This is a genomic window from Roseateles puraquae (genome assembly GCF_002205845.1).
Lineage (GTDB): Bacteria > Pseudomonadota > Gammaproteobacteria > Burkholderiales > Burkholderiaceae_C > Pelomonas > Pelomonas puraquae.
In genome coordinates this window covers 19,268-40,110 of the sequence record NZ_NISI01000017.1, presented here as the reverse complement: position 1 = coordinate 40,110, position 20,843 = coordinate 19,268, and the positions used below count along the sequence as shown (strand labels likewise).

Sequence of the window (20,843 nt, the reverse complement as noted above, 5' to 3'; positions counted from 1 at the left end):
GGTGGCGATGGCGAGCGTGATGAACAGCAGTTCCATGTGTTTCCCTTTCTTCGTTGTTGATGCCGGCATCTTAGGGTTTCTACTGTGACAATTCAGGGAAAACCCTATGCAAAGCCGGTATGGAACGATGCGGTACTGGCCCGAACGTTCGAGAATTCACTTGAACTTTCCAACCTAATGCACTGTCGTGTAGGACATTTTCCGTCCAATAGCCGCGCTGATGGCAAGCCGACGGGGGCATTGGCTCCGCCGTCATGCATGCGCAGTTCGCGTCCATCGGCCTAGCCGGTTGCAGACTTAGGAGCCGGGCCAGCGGCGGCGTCTGCAGGCGACCGCGCCAATCAGACCGAAGGCCCGCCATGGCCGGACCCCCGGCGAGACGCTGTTGAGTCCTTCGCCATCGGCCACACACGGCACACGGTCACCGGCCCGCCACCGGCTGGCGTACGCCGCGAGCCATTGCTTGGATTCCGTGCCGAAGACTCAGTCGGGCGTCGGAAAACGGGCGTCCCAGGCCGTAGCAGCAGGATGGGTCATGGGTGTTCGATGGGCAGGTGCAAGCGGGCAGCCGCAACGAGCAGTCCGCCGGCGTTGTGGACATGCTGGTAGCCCAGCTGGCGCAGCAGGCGGCAAGCCCCTTCCGAGCGTGAGCCACTGGCGCAGAAGAGCTGGATGGGGCGGGCGCGGTCGGGGATGGCGGTGGCCACCCACCCGTCCAACTGGCTGAGTGGCACGTTGATGGCTCCGGCCAGCGTCCCGCCACGATGCTCCCTCACGGTCCGCACGTCGATCAACACGGGGCCGTCGCCGGGGATCACCTCGATGGTCGCTGCACTGTCGGTCGGTGAAGGCGGCGTGCCTCGGCGTTGCAGCCAGCGTTGCAAGGCGTCGAGCATGCTCAGCATCCGCCCTTCACGCCCAGCTTGCGCAGGATGATCTCCAGCGGGCACCAGCGGGTCAGGGCGCTCTGGAACAGGTTGGCTCCGACGAAGGCCGTGAACGCCAGCCACCAGGTGCTGGCGAACACCGGACTGCCGGGCACACCCAGCAGCAGGGACAGGAGGATGAAGCTGCCGGCGAACAGCCGGACGATCTGCCAGGAACTCATGAAGCACTCCTTGGGTTGTGGATCGGGACGTGGCGATAGGCCACGAAATAGAGCAGCGGGATGACCACCAGCGTCAGCAGCGTGCTGACCAGGATGCCGAAGATCAGCGAGATGGCCAGCCCATTGAAGATCGGGTCGTCGAGGATGAAAAAGGCCCCGAGCATGGCGGCCAGGCCCGTCAGCACGATGGGCTGCGCGCGGGTCGCCGCGGAGTGAACGACGGCCTCCTTGAGCGGGCGACCTTGCGACACTTCCAGGCGGATGAAGTCCACCAGCAGGATGGAGTTGCGCACGATGATGCCGGCGAGCGCGATCATCCCGATCATGCTGGTGGCCGTGAACTGCGCACCGAGCAGCGCATGCCCCGGCATCACACCGACCAGCGTGAGCGGGATGGGCGCCATGATGATCAGCGGCGTGAGGTAGGAGCCGAACTGGGCCACCACGAGCAGGTAGATCAGCACCAGGCCGACGGCATAGGCCGCGCCCATGTCGCGGAAGGTCTCGTAGGTGACCTGCCACTCGCCGTCCCACTTCAGCGTGTAGCCGCGCCAGGCATCGCTGGGCGCGTGGATGAACGTCTCGGCCAGCGTGCTGCCGTCCGGCGTCTTGAGCGCCGCCAGCTCGCCGCGCATCTTGAACATGCCGTACAGCGGGCTGTCCAGCGCACCGGCCATGTCGCCAACGACGAAATGCACCGGCAGGCCGTCCTTGTGGAAGATCGGCTGCTCGCGCAGGCTGTCGCTCACGGTGACCAACTCGCGCAGCGGCACGAGTTGCCCCGCCGGGCTGCGAACGCCCAGTTGCAGCAGCGTGTCCAGGTCGCCCTGGCGCTCCGCCGGCAATTGCAGCCAGGCGCTGGCCGGGTACTTGCTGCCGTCGTGCAGCCAGGTGGTGGCTTCGCCGCCAAGTCCCGCCGCCAGGGTGGACACCACGGCTGACTGCGGAATACCCAGCAGCGCAGCCTTTCGCCGGTCGACCAGCAGCAGCTTGCGGGGGGCATCCACGATGCCCGAGTCGTCGACATCGACCAGGCCCGGCGTGCGCTCGAACAGGCGACGCACGTCCTGCGCGACGCTGCGCCGGCCGGCGGCGTCAGGGCCGTAGATCTCGGCCACGATCGGCGACAGCACCGGCGGCCCTGGCGGCACCTCGACGACCTTCACGTTGGCGCCATGGCGGCGGCCGATGTCCTGAAGGGCGGGGCGCAGGCGCGTCGCGATGGCGTGGCTTTGCTGGCTGCGGTGGTGCTTGTCCACGAGGTTGACCTGCAGGTCACCCACCTCGCCGCCGGCGCGCAGGTAGTACTGGCGCACCAGTCCGTTGAAGTTGATCGGCGCGGCCGTGCCGGCGTAGGCCTGGTAGTCGGTCACCTCCGGCTGCTGCGCCACGTAGGCGCCGAGTTCGCGCAACGCGGCCGCCGTGCGCTCCAGTGTGGAGCCGGCCGGCATGTCGACGATGACCTGGAACTCTGACTTGTTGTCGAAGGGCAGCATCTTCAGCACGACCAGCCCGACCACTGGCAAGGCCAGGGACACCGCAATCAGGGCCGCCACACCGGCACCCAGCCAGCGGCGGTTGCGGCTGCCCTGGGCTTCGTCCAGCAGTGGCCGGAACACGCGCTCGAACAAGGGCCCGAGCTTCGCGGCCAGCCCATGCGACGCGTCGCTGCCATGCCCGCTGCGCTTGAGCCACAGCCGCGCCAGCCAGGGCGTGACGATGAAGGCGATGGCCAGCGACAGCAGCATGCCCATGCTGGCGTTGATCGGGATGGGGCTCATGTAGGGGCCCATCAAGCCGGACACGAAGGCCATCGGCAGCAGGGCGGCGATGACGGTGAGCGTGGCCAGGATGGTGGGCCCACCCACTTCGTCCACCGCGCCCGGAATGAGTTCGGCCAGCGTCTTGTTCGGGTGCAGGGCCATGTGGCGGTGGATGTTCTCCACCACGACGATGGCGTCGTCCACGAGGATGCCGATGGAGAAGATCAGCGCGAACAGGGACACCCGGTTGAGCGTGAAGCCCCAGGCCCAGGAGGCGAACAGCGTGACGGTCAGCGTCAGGATGACGGCGCTGCCCACGATGGCGGCCTCTCGCCGGCCCAAGGCGATGAAGACCAGCGCGACCACCGAGGCCGTGGCGAACATCAGCTTCTGGATGAGCTTCATCGCCTTGTCGTTGGCCGTGGCGCCGTAGTTGCGCGTTTCGGCAACTTCCACGCCGCTGGGGATGATGGTGTTGCGCAGCTCGGCCACACGCTGCGTCAACGCATTGGCCACCTCGATGGCGTTCTCACCAGGCTTCTTCGTGATGGCCAGCGTCACGGCGGGGAAGTCGCCCTCCCGCGTGCCGTGCCAGACGTAGCGCTGCGGGGGCAGGGGGCCGTCGACCACCTGCGCCACGTCGGCCAGGTACACCGGCCGGCCACCGCGAGCGCCGACCACCAGCTGACCCAGCTCACGGGCGTCACGCAGGAAGGGGCCGGCCTGCACATCCACGGCGCGGTCGCCCGCCAGCAGTTGGCCGGCAGAAGCGCCGGTGTTGGCAGACGTCAGCGCCTGGCGCAGCTCATTCACGCCGACGCCGGCGGCAGCCATGCGCGCCGGGTCCAGTTCGACGCGGATGGCGCGGCCCGGGCCGCCGAGGGTCATGACCTCGCGTGTGCCCGGCACGCGCTTGAGATCGGCCTCCAGGCTGTGGGCAATGCGTTCCAGGTCGAAGGTGCCGGTGCCGGCATCGCGCGCGTGCAGCGTCAAGGTCACGATGGGCACGTCGTCGATGCCCTTGGGCTTGACCAGCGGGGGCAGGGCCCCGAGATTGGCCGGCAGCCAGTCGGCATGGGACTGCACGGTGTCGTACAGCCGCACCAGCGCCTCGGTGCGCGAGACCCCCACCTTGAACTGCACCGTCATGACCGCGAGGCCAGGGCGAGACACGCTCATCACGTGTTCCACGCCGGCCATCTGCGACAGGACCTGCTCGGCCGGGGTCGCCACCATCTGCTCCACATCCTGCACGGCCGCGCCGGGGAAGGGGATGAGCACATTGGCCATCGTCACGTTGATCTGCGGTTCTTCCTCGCGCGGGGTCACGGCCACGGCAAAGACGCCCAGCAGGAGGGCCACCAGGGCCAGCAGCGGCGTGATCTGCGCTGACTGGAAGAAGCGGGCGATGCGCCCGGAGATCCCGAGTTCCATCACGGCCTCCTCGAAGCGGCTTGCGGGTCCAGCGCGATGCGCTCACCCGGCTTGATGCCGGACAGCACCTCGACCTGATCGCCGCTGGCGGGGCCGACGCGAACCTGGCGCAACAAGGCGCGCCCGTCAGCGCCGACGACGTAGACCGCCTTCAGTTCGGCCCGCTGCACCAGCGCGCGGGACGGGATGAAGGTGCGTGAGTCGCCTCCCGCACCGCCCGGCAGCCAGGTGCGAGCAAAGCTGCCCGGCGTGGCGACGGTGCCGGCCGGCAGGTCAATCCGGACGATGACGGTGTGTGTGACCGTGTCCGCCGCGGGGAGCACCTCCCACCGGGTGGCCGTGATTCGTTGGCCAGCGATCTCGACAGTCACCGGCGTGGTGAGGCGATTGCGCAGTTGGGTGGCGCTGGATTCAGGGACGGCGACGGCCACGCGCAGGGAGGCGGGGTCGAACAGCGTCAGCAGGGGCCGGCCGGGCATGGCCATGTCGCCGGGCATGACGTTGAGCTCCGTGACGATGCCGTCATACGGCGCCTTCACAGCGAAGTAACCGCTTTCCGTTCGCGCCGCCTGCGCGGCGGCCAGCTGCGCGTTGGCCTGGGCGGTGGCCGTCTTGAACTGTGCCTCGGCCTGATCGAGCGCTGCCTGACTGATGAAACGGCTGGCGAAGAGCTGGCGTTGGCGTTGCACCTCCAGCGTGGCCACCTGCTGGGCGGCTCGAGCCACTTCGACCTGGGCCGTGGCTGCGCCGGCCTGTTGTTCCGCAGCCCGCGCATCCAGCCGCGCCAGCAGCTGGCCGGCCTTGACCCGATCGCCCGCCTTGACGGGCAGGGCGACGACGGCACCCGCCACCTGCGCGGCCACGACCGTCTGTCGTACCGCTTCGACGGTGCCGTCATGGCTGCTCTGCCCCTGGAGGTTGGACGACGCGACGGTCCATGTGGCGAGGGTGTCTGCTGCGTGGGCGGGTGCCGTCGCGAGGGCGGTTGCCAGAGCGAAGGTGGCGGCAGCCAGTGCGTTGAAGCTGCGAGACATGTGAACTCCGGGCGTGACTTCTGTGAAGCGATGATCTAGTATTTAGCTATGTAGTTAAATAGTCAAGTGGCAACATGAGCAATCCGACGAATGCCGTGCAAATCGGGCATGATGGGCAGCCCGATCCACACCCTTGTGTTGCCATGCAGGATTTGCCCGACGAAGCGCTTCACCAGGTGGCCGCCTACTTCCAGGCGCTGTCCGAGCCGACCCGACTGCAGATCCTCAACCTGCTGCGCCAGGGCGAGCGCAACGTGGGCGAGATCGCGCAGGCCTGCGGCTTCACGTCGGCCAACATTTCTCGGCACCTGTCCGTGCTGATGCAGCAAGGCCTCGTGGCTCGAGAATCGCGCGGCTCGGCCGTCTACTACAGCATTGCGGACGACTCGGTCTACGCGCTGTGCGACCTGGTGTGCGGCAACATTGGGCGCCACATGGAACGTTCCGCGGCGCAGCGCAGCACCTTCCTCAAGTCGACCAAGGCGTCACGGCGCGCCGGCTGATCAGGCCGCTGCCAACTGCAGCGCCAGGCGCAGCTGCGGCGCGAAGCCTGGGGCCAGACGGTAGAAGATGTGCTTGCCCACCCGGCGCGTCACGACGAGCTCATGCTGGCGCAGCACGGTGAGCTGTTGTGAGAGCGTGGGCTGCTGAATGTCCAGGCGCTGCGCGAGTTGGCCCACGCAGAGCTCCTCGCGCTGCAAGGCGGCGAGCAGTTGGAGCCGGTCGACGTTGCCCATCACGCGAAGCAGGGCGGCAGCGCGATCCAGCGTGCCAGGCATGCATTCGGTTAAAGGGTTGAGAGCGTCCATCGATGGCGGTCCTGCGGTTCAGAGGCTATCGGGGCCACGGCAAGAGGTCTTGCGGCACATCAAGGCGTGGGCCGGTCGAACGGTCTGAAATCACCTGCACATCCACTGCACGAGGAGTGCGCCATGACAGTCTTCAAGGACATCTTCGCCAGCGACGCCGGGCTGCTGAGCCTGGCCGTCATTGCGTTCATGCTGGGCATGGGCGCGTTCTTTGTCCGCTACTTCGTTCGTCACATGCACGCGGACGAAGCCCGCAAGGGAGGCCAACGCTGAGGCTGGCGCGCTAAGGACCCAAGCCAATTGGCTTGATCCATGGTCAGGCCCTATCTCAGCCCAGGTGACTCAGCCTGACGAGCCATCCGACCCAGGCGGTCGGCTGCGGGTCTCCTGCGCAGACGGCGCTGCCGGAATGAACTGCCGACGCAGGAGGCTGGTCGCTCCGGCCGCGAGCGCGGAGACAGCGCCAAGCGCCAGCCCCATGCTCGCCGCATCATCGAGATCGGCCAGTTTGAACAGCGCGGACATCAGGAGTGCGCCGAACGTCTGACCGGACAAGCGGGCCAGACTCTGGAGCCCGCCTGCGGCCCCGCTGCGCTGCGGCGGGACCGACAGGAACATGTTGCGGTTGTTCGGCACGTTGAACATCCCGAATCCAACACCGCAGGCACCCAGGCAGGCCGCAACGGTCACCAGTCCAGCCGACGAATCCAGCGTCGCAGCCGCGCCCAGGCCCGCCGCCAGCAGCATGCCGCCAACCGCGCACAGCCCGGCGGTGCTCACTCGGTCGGCCAGCTTGCCGGCAAGCGGGCCTGTGAGGGCGACTGTGAGCGGCCAAACGGACAAGCACAGACCGGCCGCCAGTGGTGCCCAATGAAACGCGTGAAGAAGCAGGAAGGGCAGCGCGACCAGACCTGCGCTTTGCCCGGCAAAGCACAGCACCGAGGCGATGACGGACACCCGCATGGATGGCGCACGCAGCAGGTCCATCGGCACCAGCGGTGACTCGCGGTGCAGGTCGCGGCGAATCAGCAGGACTGCGAGTGCCGTCGCCATCAGACCCAGGGCGATCCCGAGCAGTGGGTTTTCCGTTCCTGACTCCGCTGCCAGCACGAGCAAGGCGAAGGTGCCGGCATTCAGCGCGAACCCGCGGCGATCGACGGGGCTGCCCGTGCCGACAGACGCTGGAAGCGCACGAGCACAGACCAGCACGACGGCACCGACGGGCAAGTTGATGGCGAAGAGCCAGGGCCAAGTCGTTGTGGACAGGACCAAGGCCCCGACGGCCGGGCCGGCGGCTGAAGCGAGTGCCACCGCCAGCGCGTTCCATCCGATGGCCGCGCCCAGGCGGTGGCCCGGGACGACGGTACGCAGCGTCGCGATACCCAGCGCCATGATCGCCGCGCCGCCCATGCCCTGCACTACCCGCGCCAGGACCAGCCACGTCAACGTTGTTGCGAGGGCGCACAGCAAGGACGCCGTGATGAACAACACCGTGCCTGCGACGAACACCCGGCGGAAGCCGACGCTGCCACCCAGCGCTGCCGAAGGAAGAAGCGCGACAAGCAAGCCGAGTTGGTAGCCGTTCACCACGCGCACCGCCTCGGCCGGCGTGACCCCCAACGACTGACTGATGGCCGGCAGGGCGACATTGGTCATCGCTGCGTCAAGCACCACGAGGGTCATCGCTGCCAGGACGCTGGCCACCGCGATGGCCATGCGCTCGGGCGTGCTCTTGCGGACGTCTGCCTCGGCTGGCTCGGCCGTCAAGGTGCACTCCACACGCCGTTGTGTTCCTTGAACCGCGTCACGCGGTGTTCGGTCAGATCCTCGTGCTTCAGGTCCCGCTCGGTGAAGCGAAAGAGCAGCGCGGGGCCGGCGACACACAAGGTGTCATGCACGTCCCCTGGCAGGTAGACGGACGCGCATCCCTGCCGCAACAGGGTGGCCTGACGGTGGGCGAGATGTTCCGTGCCGTCCGCGCCGGGGACACGGTCGTACGTGCCCATCTCGATTTCCCCTTGCTGCACCGCGTACACCACCCAGCTGCGCCCATGGTCGTGTGGCGGGCGGTACAGCGCAGGCGGCTCAAAGTGGGCCAGCAGCACGAATCCGTGCCGAGGATCGCGGTAGAGCTCGCGGTTCGCCGGGCGGTCGTGATGCAGCGACGCGAGCCACGGCTCTTCGGGGGATGCCTTGGCCAGGGCTTCAATCTGGCGATGCGCGAGTTGCGCGAGCGAGCTGTTCAAGGGCCCCCACGCGGCGCTGATCGTCGCCATGGAAGTTGCCAGTGTGTCGGTTGTCATGAAGATCTCCTTGCCGGTTCGGCGGGCGGGCTGCCCTGCGTCGAGGAAATCCTAGGCAGCGGTTGGGCATGGCGGAAGGCGCAGCGATTGCAATGTGTCCGTGCGTTTGACGCCATGTCACCTAGACTGGACGTCATGGGCCCGCCAGACCTCAACCTGCTGATCGCGCTCGATGTGCTGCTGGACACCGGCAACGTGGCCGAGGCGGCACGCCGCTTGAACCTGAGCCCGTCGGCGATGAGTCGCACGCTGTCGCGACTGCGTGAAGCGACGGGCGATCCCTTGCTGGTGCGCGCGGGACGAGGCCTTGTGCCGACGCCGCGCGCGCATGCGCTCAGGGAGCGCGTCGGCGCCCTGGTGCAAGAGAGTCGCGACTTGCTACGTCCGGCGGACACCCTCGATCTATCCCGCGTCACGCGAAGCATCACGCTGCGCACCAGCGATGGCTTTGTCGAGAGTTTCGGGCCGCGATTGCTGGCGCGGGTCGAAGCGCAGGCGCCCGGCATTCGCCTGAACTTTCTGCAGAAGCCCGACAAGGACAGCGCACCGCTGCGCGAGGGACGCATTGACCTGGAAACGGCGGTGATCGGGCCCACGATGGGGCCGGAGTTGCGCACGCAGGCGCTCTTCAGGGATCGGCTGATCGGAGTGACGGCCCGATCGCATCCTCTTGCCCGAGACGTGATCTCCATCGAGACCTACCTCGCCGCGTCCCACGTGATCGTCTCGCGCACCGGGCTGGACAAGGACGCGGTCGAGCGCCCATTTCTGCCTGAAGAGCTGTCGCGAAGGACCGTCGCCTCGGTCGGTGGCTTTGCCGCCGCATTGGCGCTGGCTCGTCAGTCCCATCTGGTGGCCACCGTGCCCGAACGTCATACCACGGGGCTGCGGGAGGGCATGTTCTCCTTCGATTTACCGGTGGACAGCCCCGGGTTCACCGTGTCGATGGTGTGGCATCCGCGCATGGAGGCGGATCCCGTCCATCGATGGTTCCGGGCGTGTTTGCGCGCCGTGTGTTCTCAGCAGAGCCCGGACGTGGCGAACCTGACCGACGACGCCCTGGAGTGAATCCGGCGGTTCGTGGCGATGGGCCGCCAGCAGCGGGTTGGCGGTTCAGCCCGCCTTCAGCCCGCCCTTAGGCCGACGCTCAACGCCGCCAGCGCGATTGCAGCGAGGCAAGCCCATCCAGAAAACAGCCCCCGCCAAGCCCGGTGCCGCGGGATGAAGCCCACCCCGCGCACGAACCCTGCGCTCATCGCCCAGAAGAGCAGCAGGGCCAGGCCATGGTCGGCATGTCCATCCGGACGGGCGAACACGAGGGGATAGGCCGTGCCGGCGAGCATCAGCACCAACCCCGCCGTGAGGCTGGGCCAATGCAGGCTTGTTGGGGCCGGGGCGCTCATGCCGCGTCATCCCGGCGATGCGAGGCGCGGCGGTCCTCGGCCATCTCGCCCCACATCGCATTCATCACGGCCAGCAGCACGGCAAAGCCGACACCGAGGATCCAGGCGAAGTACCACATGGCAGTTCCTTTCAGTAGGCGGTGTGTTCGTTGGCGCGGATGTGCTCGACCGTGACCTTGCCGCGCATCACGCGGTAGGCCCAGCTCGTGTAGAGCACGATCAGCGGCATGAAGATGACCGTGGCACCGAGCATCAGCGCGAGCGTCATCGGGCTGGAGACGCTGTCCCAGACGGTGAGGCTGGCGTTGGGCATGCTGGAGGAGGGCATGATGAACGGGAACATCGCAGCACCCGCCGTGCCGATGATGCCGAGCATCGCCAGAGACGAGGCCACGAAGGCCGACAGGGTGCGCCGAACGCTCACCAGTGCAGCCGCGGCGGCTGGGCCCAGCACGCCGAGCAGCGGCAGGGCCCACAGCGCGGGCTGGTGCTGGTAGTTGGTCCACCAGCCCTCAGCGCTGCGAACGACCACCTTGGCCAGCGGGTCCGGCAAGGCGTTCGGGTCGGGCGTCTGGGCCATCGCGAAGCCTTCGATGCCGCCGACTCGCAGCCAAAGACCGGCAGCCACGAAAGCCATGATCGTGACCAGCGCAGCACCGCGTGCAGCGGAGATTGCACGAGACTGGATCACACCCTCGGTGCGGTGCGCCAGGTAGGTGCCGCCGTGCATCGTGATCATCGCGCTGCTGACCACGCCAGCGAGCAGAGCGAAGGGATTGAGCAGCTGCCAGAAGCTGCCGGTGTAGGTGCTGACGAGGTAGTCGTCGAACTGGAAGGGCACGCCCTGCAACAGGTTGCCAAAGGCCACGCCGAAGATCAGCGGAGGCACGGCGCCGCCAACGAACAGGCCCCAATCCCAGGTGCTGCGCCAGCGGGCGTCATGGATCTTGCTGCGGTAGTCGAAACCGACGGGGCGGAAGAACAGCGCCCACAAGACCGCAAGCAGCGCCCAGTAGAAGCCGCTAAAGGCGGTGGCGTAGACCAGCGGCCAGGCCGCGAAGATGGCCCCGCCCGCCGTGATGAACCAGACCTGGTTGCCGTCCCAGTGCGGGCCGACCGTGTTGATGACAACGCGGCGTTCCTCGTCGATGCGGCCAGCGAAGGGCAGCAGGGTGCCCACGCCCATGTCATGGCCGTCCATGATGGCGAAGCCGACGAGCAGCACGCCGACGAGAACCCACCAGATGATCTTGAGAGTGGCGTAATCGAGCATCCTTCTCTCCTCAGGCGTGAGCCGGTTCGAACTGGTAGCGGCCGGTGCCCAGGCTGCCCGGGCCCTGACGGGCGAACTTCACCATCAGGTAGACCTCGACGATCAGCAGCACGGTGTAGAAGCCCACGAAGCCGGCCAGCGACCCGTAGAGGCTTTCGGCACTGAGCGTCGACACGCTCAGGTGCGTGGGCAGCACGCCGTAGATCGTCCACGGCTGGCGGCCGTACTCCGCCACCACCCAGCCCAGCTCACACGCAATCCAGGGCGTTGGCAGCATCCACAGCGCCCACTTCAGCAGCCAAGGCTTGTGGGCACAGGCGCCGCGCAGCGTCGTCCAGAACGAGAGGGCGAACAGGGCCAGCATCAGCATGCCCAGACCCACCATGAGGCGGAAACTCCAGAACATCGGCGCCACGCGCGGCACGGTGTCGTTCACAGCACGCTCAATGATGTCTGGCGTGGCCTGGCGCACATCGGTGACGTATTTCTTCAGCAGAAGACCGAAGCCGAGGTCGGCCTTGTGGCGCTCGAAGGCTTCCAGCGCTGCTGCGTCGCCCCGGTGCTTGCGCAGGGCTTCCAGGGCGATGACGGCCTGGACGCCGCGCTCGATGCGCTCGCGGTTCTTGGCCTTGATGTCGCGGATGCCGGGGATCTCTTTGCTCAAGCTGCGCGTGCCGATGATGCCCATGACGTAGGGGATCTCGACGGCCCAGTCGTTCTTCTGCTCGGCCTCGTTGATGCCCGCGATCATGTTGAAGCTGGCCGGTGCGGGCTCGGTCTCCCACATCGCTTCGATGGCAGCCATTTTGGTCTGTTGGGCCTCGCCGACCGTGTAGCCGGATTCGTCACCGAGCACGATCACGCTGAGCACACTGGCCAGGCCGAAGGCCGACGCCACGCGAAAGCTGCGCTTGGCGAACTCCACGTCCCGCCCCTTGAGCAGATACCAGCTGCTGATGGACAGCACGAACATCGCCCCCGTCACATAGCCGGCCGACACGGTGTGCACAAACTTGGCCTGCGCGTCGGGGTTGAACACGACGGCCCAGAAGTCGGTCATCTCCATGCGCATGGTCTGATAGCTGAATTCGGCACCCACCGGGTTCTGCATCCAGCCGTTGGCGATCAGGATCCACAGCGCCGACAGGTTGGTGCCGACGGCCATCAAGGTGGTCACGAGCAGATGCTGCGGGCGCGAGAGCCGGTCCCAGCCGAAGAAGAACAGGCCGATGAAGGTCGATTCCAGGAAGAAGGCCATCAGGCCCTCGATGGCCAGCGGCGCCCCGAAGATGTCGCCCACGTAGTGCGAGTAGTAAGCCCAGTTCGTGCCGAACTGGAACTCCAGCGTGATGCCCGTGGTGACCCCGAGTGCGAAGTTGATGCCGAAGAGCTTGCCCCAGAAGCGGGTCATGTCCTTCCATACCGTCTTGCCTGTCATCACATAGACGGTCTCCATGATGACCAGCAGCCACACCATGCCCAGCGTCAGCGGCACGAAGAGGAAGTGGTACATCGCCGTGGCTGCGAACTGCAGCCGCGACAGGTCGACGACATGTTCCGAGATCACCGGGGTTCTCCTTGGTCGGGGGCAGGCGCTGTGAGGTGCTGGGCGGCCGCGGCAGCGTCGGTGCGGACATGCTGGTCACGCACGAACACCCACCACAGCCCGCCGAGCGCCAGCAGCTTGATGACGACCACCCAGGCCAGGTGGCGGACGAGGCGGTGTTCATCGCGAGGCATGCCCACGTCATTCCAAGAACCGTGCCAGCCGAGGCGAGCTGGGCGGTTGCGCGCTAAGTCGCTGTCCCGGCTGACTTTCCCATCTGGCAGCACGGTTCTGCCAGGGGCTGGCCGGCTGGCAGTCACGACTGCCACATGAGAAATGGCAGTGGGCGATGGCAGATGGCATGCCGCCCTTGAAGCCCGTCGGCGCCGCCCGATATGCGCTCGGAATCCCTGTTGGAGCCCCACATGCTGCTCGTCTGCCCCCACTGCGGCACCCGCAACCGCGTCCCCGATGAACGCCTGGCCGACGACCCCACCTGCGGGCGTTGCGGCCAGCCGGTGGCGCCTCGCCAGCCCGTGGCCCTCGGCGATGCCGACCTCAGCGCCTACCTTCAGGGCACGGAGGCGCCCGTGCTGGTGGACTTCTGGGCGGCCTGGTGCGGCCCCTGCCGTTCGTACGCGCCGCACTTTGCGCAACTGGCGCAGGCACGGCCAGACCTGCGTTTCGTCAAGGTCGACAGCGACGCCGCGCCCCAGAGCAGCGCAGCGCTGCAGATTCGCAGCATCCCGACCACGCTGCTCTTCGTGGGCGGGCGGGAGGTGGCTCGCCAGAGTGGGGCCATGACTGCGGCGCAGCTGGGCGTCTGGGTGGATAGCACCCTACGGCGATAGGGGCGCTGGAAGCCCTGGTGCGGATTCCGGCCTCACTGAGCTCCACTGCTGGTGATGACCGGACTAGGCCGCTGATTGCAGTCGCACGGGGTTGCCCGCTTCGCCCACAGCAATCTGACGCACAGGAGTCATCCAGGCTTCTTGGAAGTCGACACTTGGACTAGCGGCGCCCCACCTTGCCTCAGGGCTTGCTCCCCTGGTTACCACTTCAGTGCGTCTTCTGCGGCTTCGACATCCGCGCGCTCGGCATACCGTGTCCAGTTCTCAGCAATCCGCCTGAGCATTGCCGCAGTACGCGGATAGCCCGGTACAGCGTCCGCCCACCGAAGGCACTGGGCTGCACGTTCACGTTCCTGAGCCCCACCTTCGCCGATGGACTTCGAATAGACCCCCCGTTGGTTCACGCGAGCCAGGGACAATCCACGCTCAAGTCGGTCGGAGGCGATCTTTTCAATTGCTACCCGCACCGCCCGGTGAGGCCATGCGCCGTCGTGGGGATCATGTGGGGCACAAGCCAGCACTTGCCCTATCCATTGTTCCGCCATTGCCAATCGGTCCGCCCTCGTAGCTAGCTCGCGCACTTCTTGGCACCACGCAAGCAGCTTCTCTTCATCAATCTGGCCGTCGGCTTGACCTGGCAGCGAGCGAAGCCCTTCAAGCAGCTCGTACGCGGAGGTCGCCATGACCTGCGCGCCTTCATCAATCGGTCCAGCTTCGCCGTGTTCGGGCTTGTAGACCGCAGTCACAACCTCGACAAACAAGCTGGGTCTCTCGGCCAGCAGGCGGTGAAGCACGAGCGGCTTTTCCCGCATGCGGAACATGGGCAAGTATGCGAACTCAAGCTGTGCAATGTCATCGAGCGGCGCATCGCTGCGCAGCCTCAGCTCATCGAAGCCGCGCTCGAGGATGTACTGCTTGTTCCCGCTGGCACGGTCCCGCGAATTGATTTCTGGTATCGCGCTCCTGAGCAAATCCATCAACAGGGCTGTAGGTAGGTCTTTGAGTCGCCTCGTCGCAGCGTCCAACGCAGCGATGAACCGGTCTCGGCTTGTGTAGTTAGCAATCGCCTCCAGTAGCTCCTCCGTGGTGCCATCGACGAAGTAGGAATGCTTGATTCGCCAGTAGGCATCCTCAACAGCTTCACCGAACGTGGCCACGTAGGTCCAGGCGCGTTTGCCCTCGCGCAAGCTCATAAGCAGCCGAGCTATGCGATCTGGCTCGAACCCGTGGGTCTGCAGCTCCGTGCGTACGCGAGCTTCTCCATCGTCGCCAAAGCGCTCAACGGCCTCGGCCAGAACGACATCGGCAAACCCAGCAAGCGCTGCCCCGACCTCCAGCGCTAAATGGAGCAGGCGAAGCAGCTCTTCTTTATCGAGCTGCAGCGTCCTGGCAGCAAATGCAACATGCTGAGGAAGCTGAACCTTTTCAGCCAGCTCCACAAGACCTCCTATCCCTCCCGCCGCGTACACCTCAGCAATGGCTTTTGCACGCGCTGCCTCGACGCTCGACATCGGATCGTCCGCGTCGGCACCCTTGCCTGGCACGTCTGGCATCCAGTCATCAAAGAGCCAGGAAACGAGCAGCACCGGGCTCTTAGGGGCGTGCAGGGTGACGAGCTCGTCGAGGAGGGACAGGGGGCGGTCCCGAAGCGCCCAATCTGTGCCCGCGAACGCCTTGTGCCGGTTCACCTCCTTTCGAAGGCGGTCCCAAATCTGGAAAGTCCCGTCGTGCGGGGTTGCCAGTTCGACGCGCAATGCCTCGACGGTTTCATGGAAGGCCGCCTCCGGGAACTGGTTGAGTGCGTCGATGAGCACAGCCCAGCGTGCCGGGTCGTGGCCAACCCGGGCGAGCGCGAGCTTGATGACGGCGGCTTGGCTTTCCCACACCAGCCCGTACGTCAAAACTTCCGGTTTCCCATCGCCGTACTCACGGAACTTCGGCTTCTGCGTGGGGCTGGAAGAGTCATGGGGTTTGGGTAGAAGCTTGGCCAGCAGTGGCCAGGCAATTTCGGACACGGTCTCCACGACGTGCGTGAGCACCCCCGTGCGTTGCGCGGCATTGGCGGAGGAGTTCGGCGACCACGACAGGAAGATGGCGCGCAAGCTGTTGATGGGGCGGTTGCTGTCCGATCCGCCGGGGTCGATGGCGGCCAGGCGAGCCAAGCACATTGACGCGCGCAGAAGAAGGTTTGGGTCCCATGCGATCACTTCCAGCGCCCACAGCACGCCGTAGTGGTAGGCGCGCGAGGTGAGCAAGCCGTCGAACTCTTCGAAGATGGGTTTAATGCCCGAGGCGTCGCCCTCGAGCAACTGCTCGAGGGCTTCAAGGAAAGGGACGGGGGCGGCCTCCGCGAGAAGAATCAGTTGGTCTTGGAGGGCCGCCAGAAGGCGGTGATCCTTAGAAAGGCCGGGCAGTGCTCGTACGATGCCGTTGACGTATTCGGTCGGCGTGCTGCCCGTGACAGTGAAGTAAGCCTGTTCGTGTAGCACTGCCATGTGCAGCAGCGTCGTCATGAGCCCATCCTTGAGCCAACTGCTATGTACCGCCTCGCGCTCGGCCTTTGGGCGGAAGACCTCGTCCGCTTTAGGGGGCTCGCTCACTTGAGAGAACACCGCGATGGCCGCTTCCTTGAAACGCTCTAGGTGTTTGGGTCCCAGCATGTAGCCCAAGTGAACGAATGCATCGACTGACGCGCGCATAGACCACACGTCACCAACGCGGTCCACGGGTGGGTCTTGCAGCCTGGCCAACCTACGGAGCGGGGCTTCGACGTTTTCGTAGTCTTGCGTCTGCGCCAACGCGCACAGAACGTCGGTGTCCGGCTTGGTGGGTGCGTGCCACGCGCCGGCGAGCATTGCCGGGATCAACGACTCGGCGACGTCAAGCCATTCGGGCTTCGCGGCATAGCCGTTGGGAAGAAGTCGAGCCAGGACCGCGAGACTGCGGCCGCACTTCCGCGCCAAATCGTAGCCTTCCTGCTGCGAGAAGCCCATTGCCACGAACGCCTCAGCCAGCTGGGAGCTATTCGGCCTGGCTAGCTTGATATGGTCAGGTCGCCGCTCGTCGGCGCCAGCGCTCACGACGGTAGGGCCGCTCCGCATCGTCAGGCCAGCCAGGCCGCGTGCCTGGCCCTTGAGGAGAAAAACGAGCCCCGTCCTATGTGAAAGCTGCCGCGCGGCGTCCTCCGAATCGACCACCAGCGTCTTCGCCTCGATAAACAGCCTAAGCGCCGGATCTGCGTTCCTGATGGCGGCAATGGCGAATGCGACGACCTCGTCCGGCGCGTCGGCCGCATAGAGCAGCTTTCCAGGGCCCGCGCTGAGTTGTTGGACGAACTGCCTTGCTTGATCCTCCCGGCCAGCCAGCAGAACCTTGTCGGCTAGCTCGGGAGCGAACCTGGTGGAGAACTCTTCCCAGAAGTCGGCAGAGCTCTGCGCACCGGCGAGAGGCATCTTCTTAAGGTGATGCTTGGCGTATCTGGCGGCGACGGCGGGGCGCTCCGTCAGCCAGACTTCGAGCATTGAGCCGTCGATGTACATGACGTCCTTCCACTCGTTGAGCCCGCGCTTCTCTTCGATCCAGTCCTCGCGCTTCTTGCCTGTGCTGCTGTCCCAAGTTCTCGGCGAAGCGAACACGAACGTCGTAGGCTTTCGCACCACTTCGTCGATCTGGTCCGTGCGCTTTTTGTAGTCACTGTTTGCCTTCGTCGCCCCCCCCCTTCGGTGACGCCGAACTCCCAGACCGACTCGCCGTCGGGAATGAAGGGGTAGTTGCTCTCCGCGTCGAGCACAGCGTCAAAGCCGCGAACCTGACCTTTGTCGCCGCTGGGAAACCGGAAATCCGAGATGTTCGCCACCGATGCTCGGATCAGGTCGCCAACCATCCCAGGAAAGTCGACTCGGGCAGCCAGGGTGTCTGCCCACTGGTCCAGGTCGAGTGCGGTAATCCACTTCATTCAACAATCCTCCAAACGGCGTCTTGATATTCGCATCTCATGCCGCGATGCCTAGCGGCGCGATCAGTCGGCCAGGACGGGGCCTGCCCGGGGGCTGCCGGACGCTTGGTGGCAAGATAGCAGAGCACGTTCTGGCGAATCTCAAAGGAGGAGCTGCCAACGCTTGTCTGGTCGACGACTGAGGTCATCAGCGGCGGCTTCTATGCAGAGCCAACAGTCAGAATGATCCGGCCAAGGGGCAGCTATCTCTGCAGAGCCGTCGTTCACGAAAGGGCCGCACAGGCGCCGTGGTCAATCGAAGCCAACACCGACCGGCAGTACAGGCCAGCGCCTGCACCCTAGAGGCCTATAGGCCCTAGAGGAAGCGCGCCAACGCTTCCACGTCTTCCGGGAAGATCTGGCCGGTCTCGGCAGCGGCCACACGGCCATCACGACCCCGCACCACGGTAACGGGCAGGCCCTGGGGCTTGGGCAGGATGGCTTCCACGGCGGGCGTCACACAGCCGCTCGGGAAGTCGTAGTTCCGGCGGGCGCGGTAGGCCTTGGCGGCGGCCAGGTCCTGGTCGATGGAGAGGCCCAGCACCTGCAGGCCGCGGTCTCGTTGGGCATGCCAGAGCTTCTGGATGTGCGGCGTGACCTGGGCACAGAACGGGCACCAACTGGCCCACCAGTACACGACGACCACCTGCCCCTGGGCCGCAGCGGCCTTGAACTCACCGCCTTCCAGCAAGGGCACATCCGGCAAGCGCAGGGCGGCCCCCAAGGCTGGCACGTTCTTCAAGGGCTCAGCGGCACGGGCCGCCGGTAGGGCTGCAGCGGCGAGGAATGCCGCCAGGCGGGTGTTCCATTGGCGCCGGTCCAGCAGAGGCATTAACCGTCTCAGCGCAGGCCGCCGACCAGCAGCCGTTCCTCGCTGGGTACCGGCTCATCGCCATCCAGCTCCACTGCGATCTGCGTGCACACGGCCCGGCACAGCATCGCCACCTTCTCGCTCTGCAGCCGGTAGTAGATCTGCGTGCCTTCCCGTCGCTTGCCCAGAATGCCGGCCCGGTAGAGCGTGGACAGGTGCTGCGACATGTTCGGCTGGGTGGTGGGGATCTGCGCCAGCAGCTCAGAGACGTTGCGCTCGCCGTTGCATACCGCGCTGATGATCTTCAGGCGGATCGGGGTGGCCAGCACACCGAAGAGTTCAGCAGCAGACTCGAAGACGCGGTCTTCTTCAGGGGCGTCAGTCATCGCGGAGGGCAGGGCGGACAGCTCGGGAAAATCACTGTATCAGCAAGCGCCGATGTGCGCCTCCCTTGAACCGAGAATGGCGAGGCATCCCAACTTGCAGAACGCTGACCGCCATGGACGAATCGAGCTTGCCCGCCCTCACACGCCAGGTGCTTGCGGCGGCTTTCGGCCTGGCCGTGATCTTCGGGGCGCTGTGCCAGCGCACGCGCTTCTGCACGATGGGCGCCATCTCTGACGTCTACACGATGGGGGACTGGCGGCGGGCGCGCCAGTGGATGGCGGCCAGTGGTGCGGCCATGCTGGGCTTCCAGGCGCTCGCGGCCAGCGGTGCCATCGACCCGGCCGCCAGCATCTACACCGGCACCCGACTGTTGTGGCTCTCGGCGCTGTTCGGCGGCGCCTTGTTCGGGTTTGGCATGGTGCTGGGTTCCGGCTGCATCAGCCGGAATTTGGTTCGGCTGGGGGGCGGCAACCTGAAGTCCCTGGTGGTGTTGCTCGTCGCTGCGATTGCCGCCGGGGCGACGCTGCGGGGCATTACCGCGGTGGCCCGCGTGGGCACCTTGGAGAAAGTCTTCGTCGAGCTGCCGGCCGGGCAGGCGCTGCCGACGCTGGCAGCCCACCTCGTGGGTGGGAGTGCTGTCACCTGGGCCTGGGGCATCGCCGCCGTGCTGGGCCTGGCGTTGCTGATGGCCGCGTCGCGCGGGCGGGATGAGCGTGCCTGGCCGGTGCTCGCCATCGGCGCGGGCGTGGCCGCGGTCATCACGGCGCTGTGGTGGGTGTCCGGCCACCTGGGATTTCTGCCGGAGGACCCGCGAACCCTCGAGCCTGTCTATCTCGCCACCAACTCCCGCCGCATGGAATCTCTCAGCACGATTGCGCCGGTGGCCTACGCGGTGGACTGGCTGCTGATGTTCAGTGACCAGAGCAAGACGCTGACGCTGGGCATCGCGACGGTCGGCGGCATCGTCGTCGGCGCGGGGCTGATGGCCTGGCGGGAGCGCAGCTTCCGGTGGGAGGGCTTTGCTGGCGTCGGTGACCTGGGTCTGCATCTGGTGGGCGCTGTCTGCATGGGCGTGGGCGGCATCGTCGCGATGGGCTGCACGGTCGGGCAGGGCATCACGGGGGTGTCCACCCTGTCCCTCGGCAGCTTCCTGGCTCTGGCCGCGATGGTGGCCGGCGCCTGGGTCGGGCTGCGATATCAGGAGTGGCGCCTGGACCGCGCCTGAGCCTTCAACAGGTCTCGCAGGTCGTCGTCACTCATCTCGCCCGGGATGCAGCGTGGCTGCGTGGGCGCGTCGCCGAGCCAGCAGGTCATCGGGATCACACGGCGCGGCGTCAGCTGCGGCCGCACCGCGCATGGCCCGCTGCCATCGGCAATGACGGGGAATGCATAGCCGCGGCGCTGCACGGTTCGTGTCACCGCCTCCGTCGGGCTGTCCACGGCAATGCCGATGACGGCAGCGCCGGGCACCTCGCGCAGCAGCGCGTCGAGCTTGGCGTTGTGGCGCTGGCAGAAGGCGCAGTCCGGCGACCAGATCACCGCCAGCACGGGCGTGTGGCGCCAGGCGACCCAATCCAGCGGCCGCCCTTGGACGTCGCTCTTTGGCAGGCCAGACGGGCATGCGGCCCACAGCGCCTCGGCGGCTGGATCAGCCTGGACCCAGCTGCTGAAGCCCAGCAAACCCGCCAGCAGCCAGCAGACCGGGACCTTCAGCATCTGGCGTTTGAGCGGGCGCACAAGTCGAGGGTCCTGGTGCGGCGGCAGGTGGCGATGGCGCGAGACACGGTGCTGACGTCAGCAGCAAGAGCCGCAGCACGACGAACGCCGGGGCGCAGCGCCGGCAAACGCGGGCGCTTCCATCTTGACCGGGTGGTAGCCGGCGTCCGTGATCGCGGCCGCGAGTGCATCGGCATCCACTCGCGCGCCGTCGATCCGCACGGCATGCTGGGCGAGGTCCACTTCGACGCGGGCATTGGCATCGACCGCTTGAACCGCCTTGGTGATGGCGCTGACGCAATGGCCACAGGTCATGTCGGCGACTTGGAACGTATGCATGGTGAACTCCTGGTTGAACAGCATGCTCAGTCTGAACCTTGCCCCCATGGGAAGGTCAAGCGCTGTGCCAAC

Annotated in this window: 22 protein-coding genes; 5 read left to right on the top strand and 17 right to left on the bottom strand. The window is 66.4% G+C overall.

All coding sequences use genetic code 11. The features are described 5' to 3' along the window. Positions 1-533: 533 nt before the first annotated feature. Genes CDO81_RS25090 through CDO81_RS25075 form a run of 4 tightly spaced genes read right to left on the bottom strand, consistent with a single transcriptional unit; the run spans position 534 to position 5,339 of the window. A complete protein-coding gene (locus tag CDO81_RS25090; RefSeq protein WP_088485993.1) occupies positions 534-905 on the bottom strand; it encodes a rhodanese-like domain-containing protein in 372 nt (123 codons plus the stop codon). Further along, entirely contained in the window at positions 899-1,108 is a 210-nt protein-coding gene (locus tag CDO81_RS25085) for a YgaP family membrane protein (RefSeq protein WP_088485992.1), read from the bottom strand. The genes CDO81_RS25090 and CDO81_RS25085 overlap by 7 nt, the downstream gene beginning before the upstream one ends. After that, positions 1,105-4,305, bottom strand: a complete 3,201-nt coding sequence (locus CDO81_RS25080) for an efflux RND transporter permease subunit (protein ID WP_088485991.1) — start codon at positions 4,303-4,305, stop codon at positions 1,105-1,107. Before CDO81_RS25080 ends, CDO81_RS25085 begins: the two co-directional genes overlap by 4 nt. Then, entirely contained in the window at positions 4,305-5,339 is a 1,035-nt protein-coding gene (locus CDO81_RS25075) for an efflux RND transporter periplasmic adaptor subunit (RefSeq protein ID WP_088485990.1), read from the bottom strand. Before CDO81_RS25075 ends, CDO81_RS25080 begins: the two co-directional genes overlap by 1 nt. Before the next feature lie 143 nt (positions 5,340-5,482). Between CDO81_RS25075 and CDO81_RS25070 the strand changes: the two genes are divergently transcribed. Continuing rightward, entirely contained in the window at positions 5,483-5,842 is a 360-nt protein-coding gene (locus tag CDO81_RS25070) for an ArsR/SmtB family transcription factor (protein ID WP_088485989.1), read from the top strand. Here CDO81_RS25070 and CDO81_RS25065 read toward each other — a convergent pair whose 3' ends face one another. After that, complete coding sequence (locus CDO81_RS25065; protein ID WP_088485988.1) at positions 5,843-6,118, bottom strand: ArsR/SmtB family transcription factor; 276 nt, start codon at positions 6,116-6,118, stop codon at positions 5,843-5,845. A 153-nt stretch (positions 6,119-6,271) separates the two neighbouring features. Here CDO81_RS25065 and CDO81_RS25060 point away from each other — a divergent pair, with 153 nt between their 5' ends. Beyond that, on the top strand, positions 6,272-6,421 hold the full coding sequence (locus tag CDO81_RS25060) for a DUF3149 domain-containing protein (protein ID WP_088485987.1): 150 nt from the start codon (positions 6,272-6,274) through the stop codon (positions 6,419-6,421). A gap of 69 nt (positions 6,422-6,490) precedes the next feature. Here CDO81_RS25060 and CDO81_RS25055 read toward each other — a convergent pair whose 3' ends face one another. After that, complete coding sequence (locus CDO81_RS25055; protein WP_206602174.1) at positions 6,491-7,915, bottom strand: MFS transporter; 1,425 nt, start codon at positions 7,913-7,915, stop codon at positions 6,491-6,493. Next, a complete protein-coding gene (locus tag CDO81_RS25050) occupies positions 7,912-8,451 on the bottom strand; it encodes a hypothetical protein (protein ID WP_144397402.1) in 540 nt (179 codons plus the stop codon). The genes CDO81_RS25055 and CDO81_RS25050 overlap by 4 nt, the downstream gene beginning before the upstream one ends. A 135-nt stretch (positions 8,452-8,586) precedes the next feature. On the opposite strand from CDO81_RS25050, the gene CDO81_RS25045 reads away from it, so the two are divergent. After that, on the top strand, positions 8,587-9,519 hold the full coding sequence (locus tag CDO81_RS25045) for a LysR family transcriptional regulator (RefSeq protein ID WP_088485985.1): 933 nt from the start codon (positions 8,587-8,589) through the stop codon (positions 9,517-9,519). Between the two features lie 56 nt (positions 9,520-9,575). Here CDO81_RS25045 and CDO81_RS25040 read toward each other — a convergent pair whose 3' ends face one another. The 5 genes from CDO81_RS25040 to cydP are packed head-to-tail and all read right to left on the bottom strand — an operon-like array spanning position 9,576 to position 12,867. After that, positions 9,576-9,854, bottom strand: coding sequence for a cyd operon YbgE family protein (locus CDO81_RS25040; RefSeq protein ID WP_088485984.1), 279 nt, complete (start codon positions 9,852-9,854; stop codon positions 9,576-9,578). Further along, positions 9,851-9,973, bottom strand: coding sequence for a cytochrome bd-I oxidase subunit CydX (gene cydX / locus CDO81_RS25035; protein WP_088485983.1), 123 nt, complete (start codon positions 9,971-9,973; stop codon positions 9,851-9,853). Before cydX ends, CDO81_RS25040 begins: the two co-directional genes overlap by 4 nt. Positions 9,974-9,984: 11 nt before the next feature. Beyond that, positions 9,985-11,127, bottom strand: coding sequence for a cytochrome d ubiquinol oxidase subunit II (gene cydB, locus CDO81_RS25030; RefSeq protein WP_088485982.1), 1,143 nt, complete (start codon positions 11,125-11,127; stop codon positions 9,985-9,987). Between the two features lie 10 nt (positions 11,128-11,137). Beyond that, the gene (locus CDO81_RS25025) at positions 11,138-12,694 is read right to left on the bottom strand and encodes a cytochrome ubiquinol oxidase subunit I (RefSeq protein ID WP_088485981.1); all 1,557 of its coding nucleotides are present in this window, start codon (positions 12,692-12,694) and stop codon (positions 11,138-11,140) included. Further along, on the bottom strand, positions 12,691-12,867 hold the full coding sequence (gene cydP / locus CDO81_RS28390; protein ID WP_168928275.1) for a cytochrome oxidase putative small subunit CydP: 177 nt from the start codon (positions 12,865-12,867) through the stop codon (positions 12,691-12,693). The genes CDO81_RS25025 and cydP overlap by 4 nt, the downstream gene beginning before the upstream one ends. Before the next feature lie 231 nt (positions 12,868-13,098). Between cydP and trxC the strand changes: the two genes are divergently transcribed. Beyond that, positions 13,099-13,524, top strand: coding sequence for a thioredoxin TrxC (gene trxC / locus CDO81_RS25020; RefSeq protein ID WP_088486041.1), 426 nt, complete (start codon positions 13,099-13,101; stop codon positions 13,522-13,524). 200 nt (positions 13,525-13,724) lie between these two features. Here trxC and CDO81_RS25015 read toward each other — a convergent pair whose 3' ends face one another. The 3 genes from CDO81_RS25015 to CDO81_RS25000 all read right to left on the bottom strand — a co-directional run bounded on the left by CDO81_RS25015 (position 13,725) and on the right by CDO81_RS25000 (position 18,715). After that, positions 13,725-17,159 (bottom strand): hypothetical protein, encoded by a 3,435-nt coding sequence (locus CDO81_RS25015; protein WP_158218423.1) that lies wholly within the window; start codon positions 17,157-17,159, stop codon positions 13,725-13,727. A gap of 675 nt (positions 17,160-17,834) precedes the next feature. Continuing rightward, positions 17,835-18,350, bottom strand: a complete 516-nt coding sequence (locus CDO81_RS25005) for a TlpA family protein disulfide reductase (protein ID WP_088485979.1) — start codon at positions 18,348-18,350, stop codon at positions 17,835-17,837. A gap of 8 nt (positions 18,351-18,358) precedes the next feature. After that, positions 18,359-18,715, bottom strand: coding sequence for an ArsR/SmtB family transcription factor (locus CDO81_RS25000; protein ID WP_088485978.1), 357 nt, complete (start codon positions 18,713-18,715; stop codon positions 18,359-18,361). Between the two features lie 113 nt (positions 18,716-18,828). Between CDO81_RS25000 and CDO81_RS24995 the strand changes: the two genes are divergently transcribed. After that, a complete protein-coding gene (locus tag CDO81_RS24995) occupies positions 18,829-19,941 on the top strand; it encodes a YeeE/YedE family protein (RefSeq protein WP_088485977.1) in 1,113 nt (370 codons plus the stop codon). Here CDO81_RS24995 and CDO81_RS24990 read toward each other — a convergent pair. Next, on the bottom strand, positions 19,914-20,432 hold the full coding sequence (locus CDO81_RS24990; RefSeq protein ID WP_088485976.1) for a TlpA family protein disulfide reductase: 519 nt from the start codon (positions 20,430-20,432) through the stop codon (positions 19,914-19,916). The genes CDO81_RS24995 and CDO81_RS24990 overlap by 28 nt on opposite strands. A 78-nt stretch (positions 20,433-20,510) precedes the next feature. Continuing rightward, the gene (locus CDO81_RS24985; RefSeq protein WP_338139996.1) at positions 20,511-20,795 is read right to left on the bottom strand and encodes a heavy-metal-associated domain-containing protein; all 285 of its coding nucleotides are present in this window, start codon (positions 20,793-20,795) and stop codon (positions 20,511-20,513) included. Positions 20,796-20,843 lie beyond the last annotated feature (48 nt).

Excerpts from the sequence above, each read along its gene's own strand:
- CDO81_RS25090 (WP_088485993.1), bottom strand. The coding sequence starts at position 905 with ATGCTGAGCATGCTCGACGCCTTGCAACGCTGGCTGCAACGCCGAGGC.
- CDO81_RS25085 (WP_088485992.1), bottom strand. The coding sequence starts at position 1,108 with ATGAGTTCCTGGCAGATCGTCCGGCTGTTCGCCGGCAGCTTCATCCTC.
- CDO81_RS25080 (WP_088485991.1), bottom strand. The coding sequence starts at position 4,305 with ATGGAACTCGGGATCTCCGGGCGCATCGCCCGCTTCTTCCAGTCAGCG.
- CDO81_RS25075 (WP_088485990.1), bottom strand. The coding sequence starts at position 5,339 with ATGTCTCGCAGCTTCAACGCACTGGCTGCCGCCACCTTCGCTCTGGCA.
- CDO81_RS25070 (WP_088485989.1), top strand. The coding sequence starts at position 5,483 with ATGCAGGATTTGCCCGACGAAGCGCTTCACCAGGTGGCCGCCTACTTC.
- CDO81_RS25065 (WP_088485988.1), bottom strand. The coding sequence starts at position 6,118 with ATGCCTGGCACGCTGGATCGCGCTGCCGCCCTGCTTCGCGTGATGGGC.
- CDO81_RS25060 (WP_088485987.1), top strand. The coding sequence starts at position 6,272 with ATGACAGTCTTCAAGGACATCTTCGCCAGCGACGCCGGGCTGCTGAGC.
- CDO81_RS25050 (WP_144397402.1), bottom strand. The coding sequence starts at position 8,451 with ATGACAACCGACACACTGGCAACTTCCATGGCGACGATCAGCGCCGCG.
- CDO81_RS25045 (WP_088485985.1), top strand. The coding sequence starts at position 8,587 with ATGGGCCCGCCAGACCTCAACCTGCTGATCGCGCTCGATGTGCTGCTG.
- CDO81_RS25040 (WP_088485984.1), bottom strand. The coding sequence starts at position 9,854 with ATGAGCGCCCCGGCCCCAACAAGCCTGCATTGGCCCAGCCTCACGGCG.
- cydX (WP_088485983.1), bottom strand. The coding sequence starts at position 9,973 with ATGTGGTACTTCGCCTGGATCCTCGGTGTCGGCTTTGCCGTGCTGCTG.
- cydB (WP_088485982.1), bottom strand. The coding sequence starts at position 11,127 with ATGCTCGATTACGCCACTCTCAAGATCATCTGGTGGGTTCTCGTCGGC.
- cydP (WP_168928275.1), bottom strand. The coding sequence starts at position 12,867 with ATGCCTCGCGATGAACACCGCCTCGTCCGCCACCTGGCCTGGGTGGTC.
- trxC (WP_088486041.1), top strand. The coding sequence starts at position 13,099 with ATGCTGCTCGTCTGCCCCCACTGCGGCACCCGCAACCGCGTCCCCGAT.
- CDO81_RS25005 (WP_088485979.1), bottom strand. The coding sequence starts at position 18,350 with ATGCCTCTGCTGGACCGGCGCCAATGGAACACCCGCCTGGCGGCATTC.
- CDO81_RS25000 (WP_088485978.1), bottom strand. The coding sequence starts at position 18,715 with ATGACTGACGCCCCTGAAGAAGACCGCGTCTTCGAGTCTGCTGCTGAA.
- CDO81_RS24995 (WP_088485977.1), top strand. The coding sequence starts at position 18,829 with ATGGACGAATCGAGCTTGCCCGCCCTCACACGCCAGGTGCTTGCGGCG.
- CDO81_RS24990 (WP_088485976.1), bottom strand. The coding sequence starts at position 20,432 with ATGCTGAAGGTCCCGGTCTGCTGGCTGCTGGCGGGTTTGCTGGGCTTC.
- CDO81_RS24985 (WP_338139996.1), bottom strand. The coding sequence starts at position 20,795 with ATGCTGTTCAACCAGGAGTTCACCATGCATACGTTCCAAGTCGCCGAC.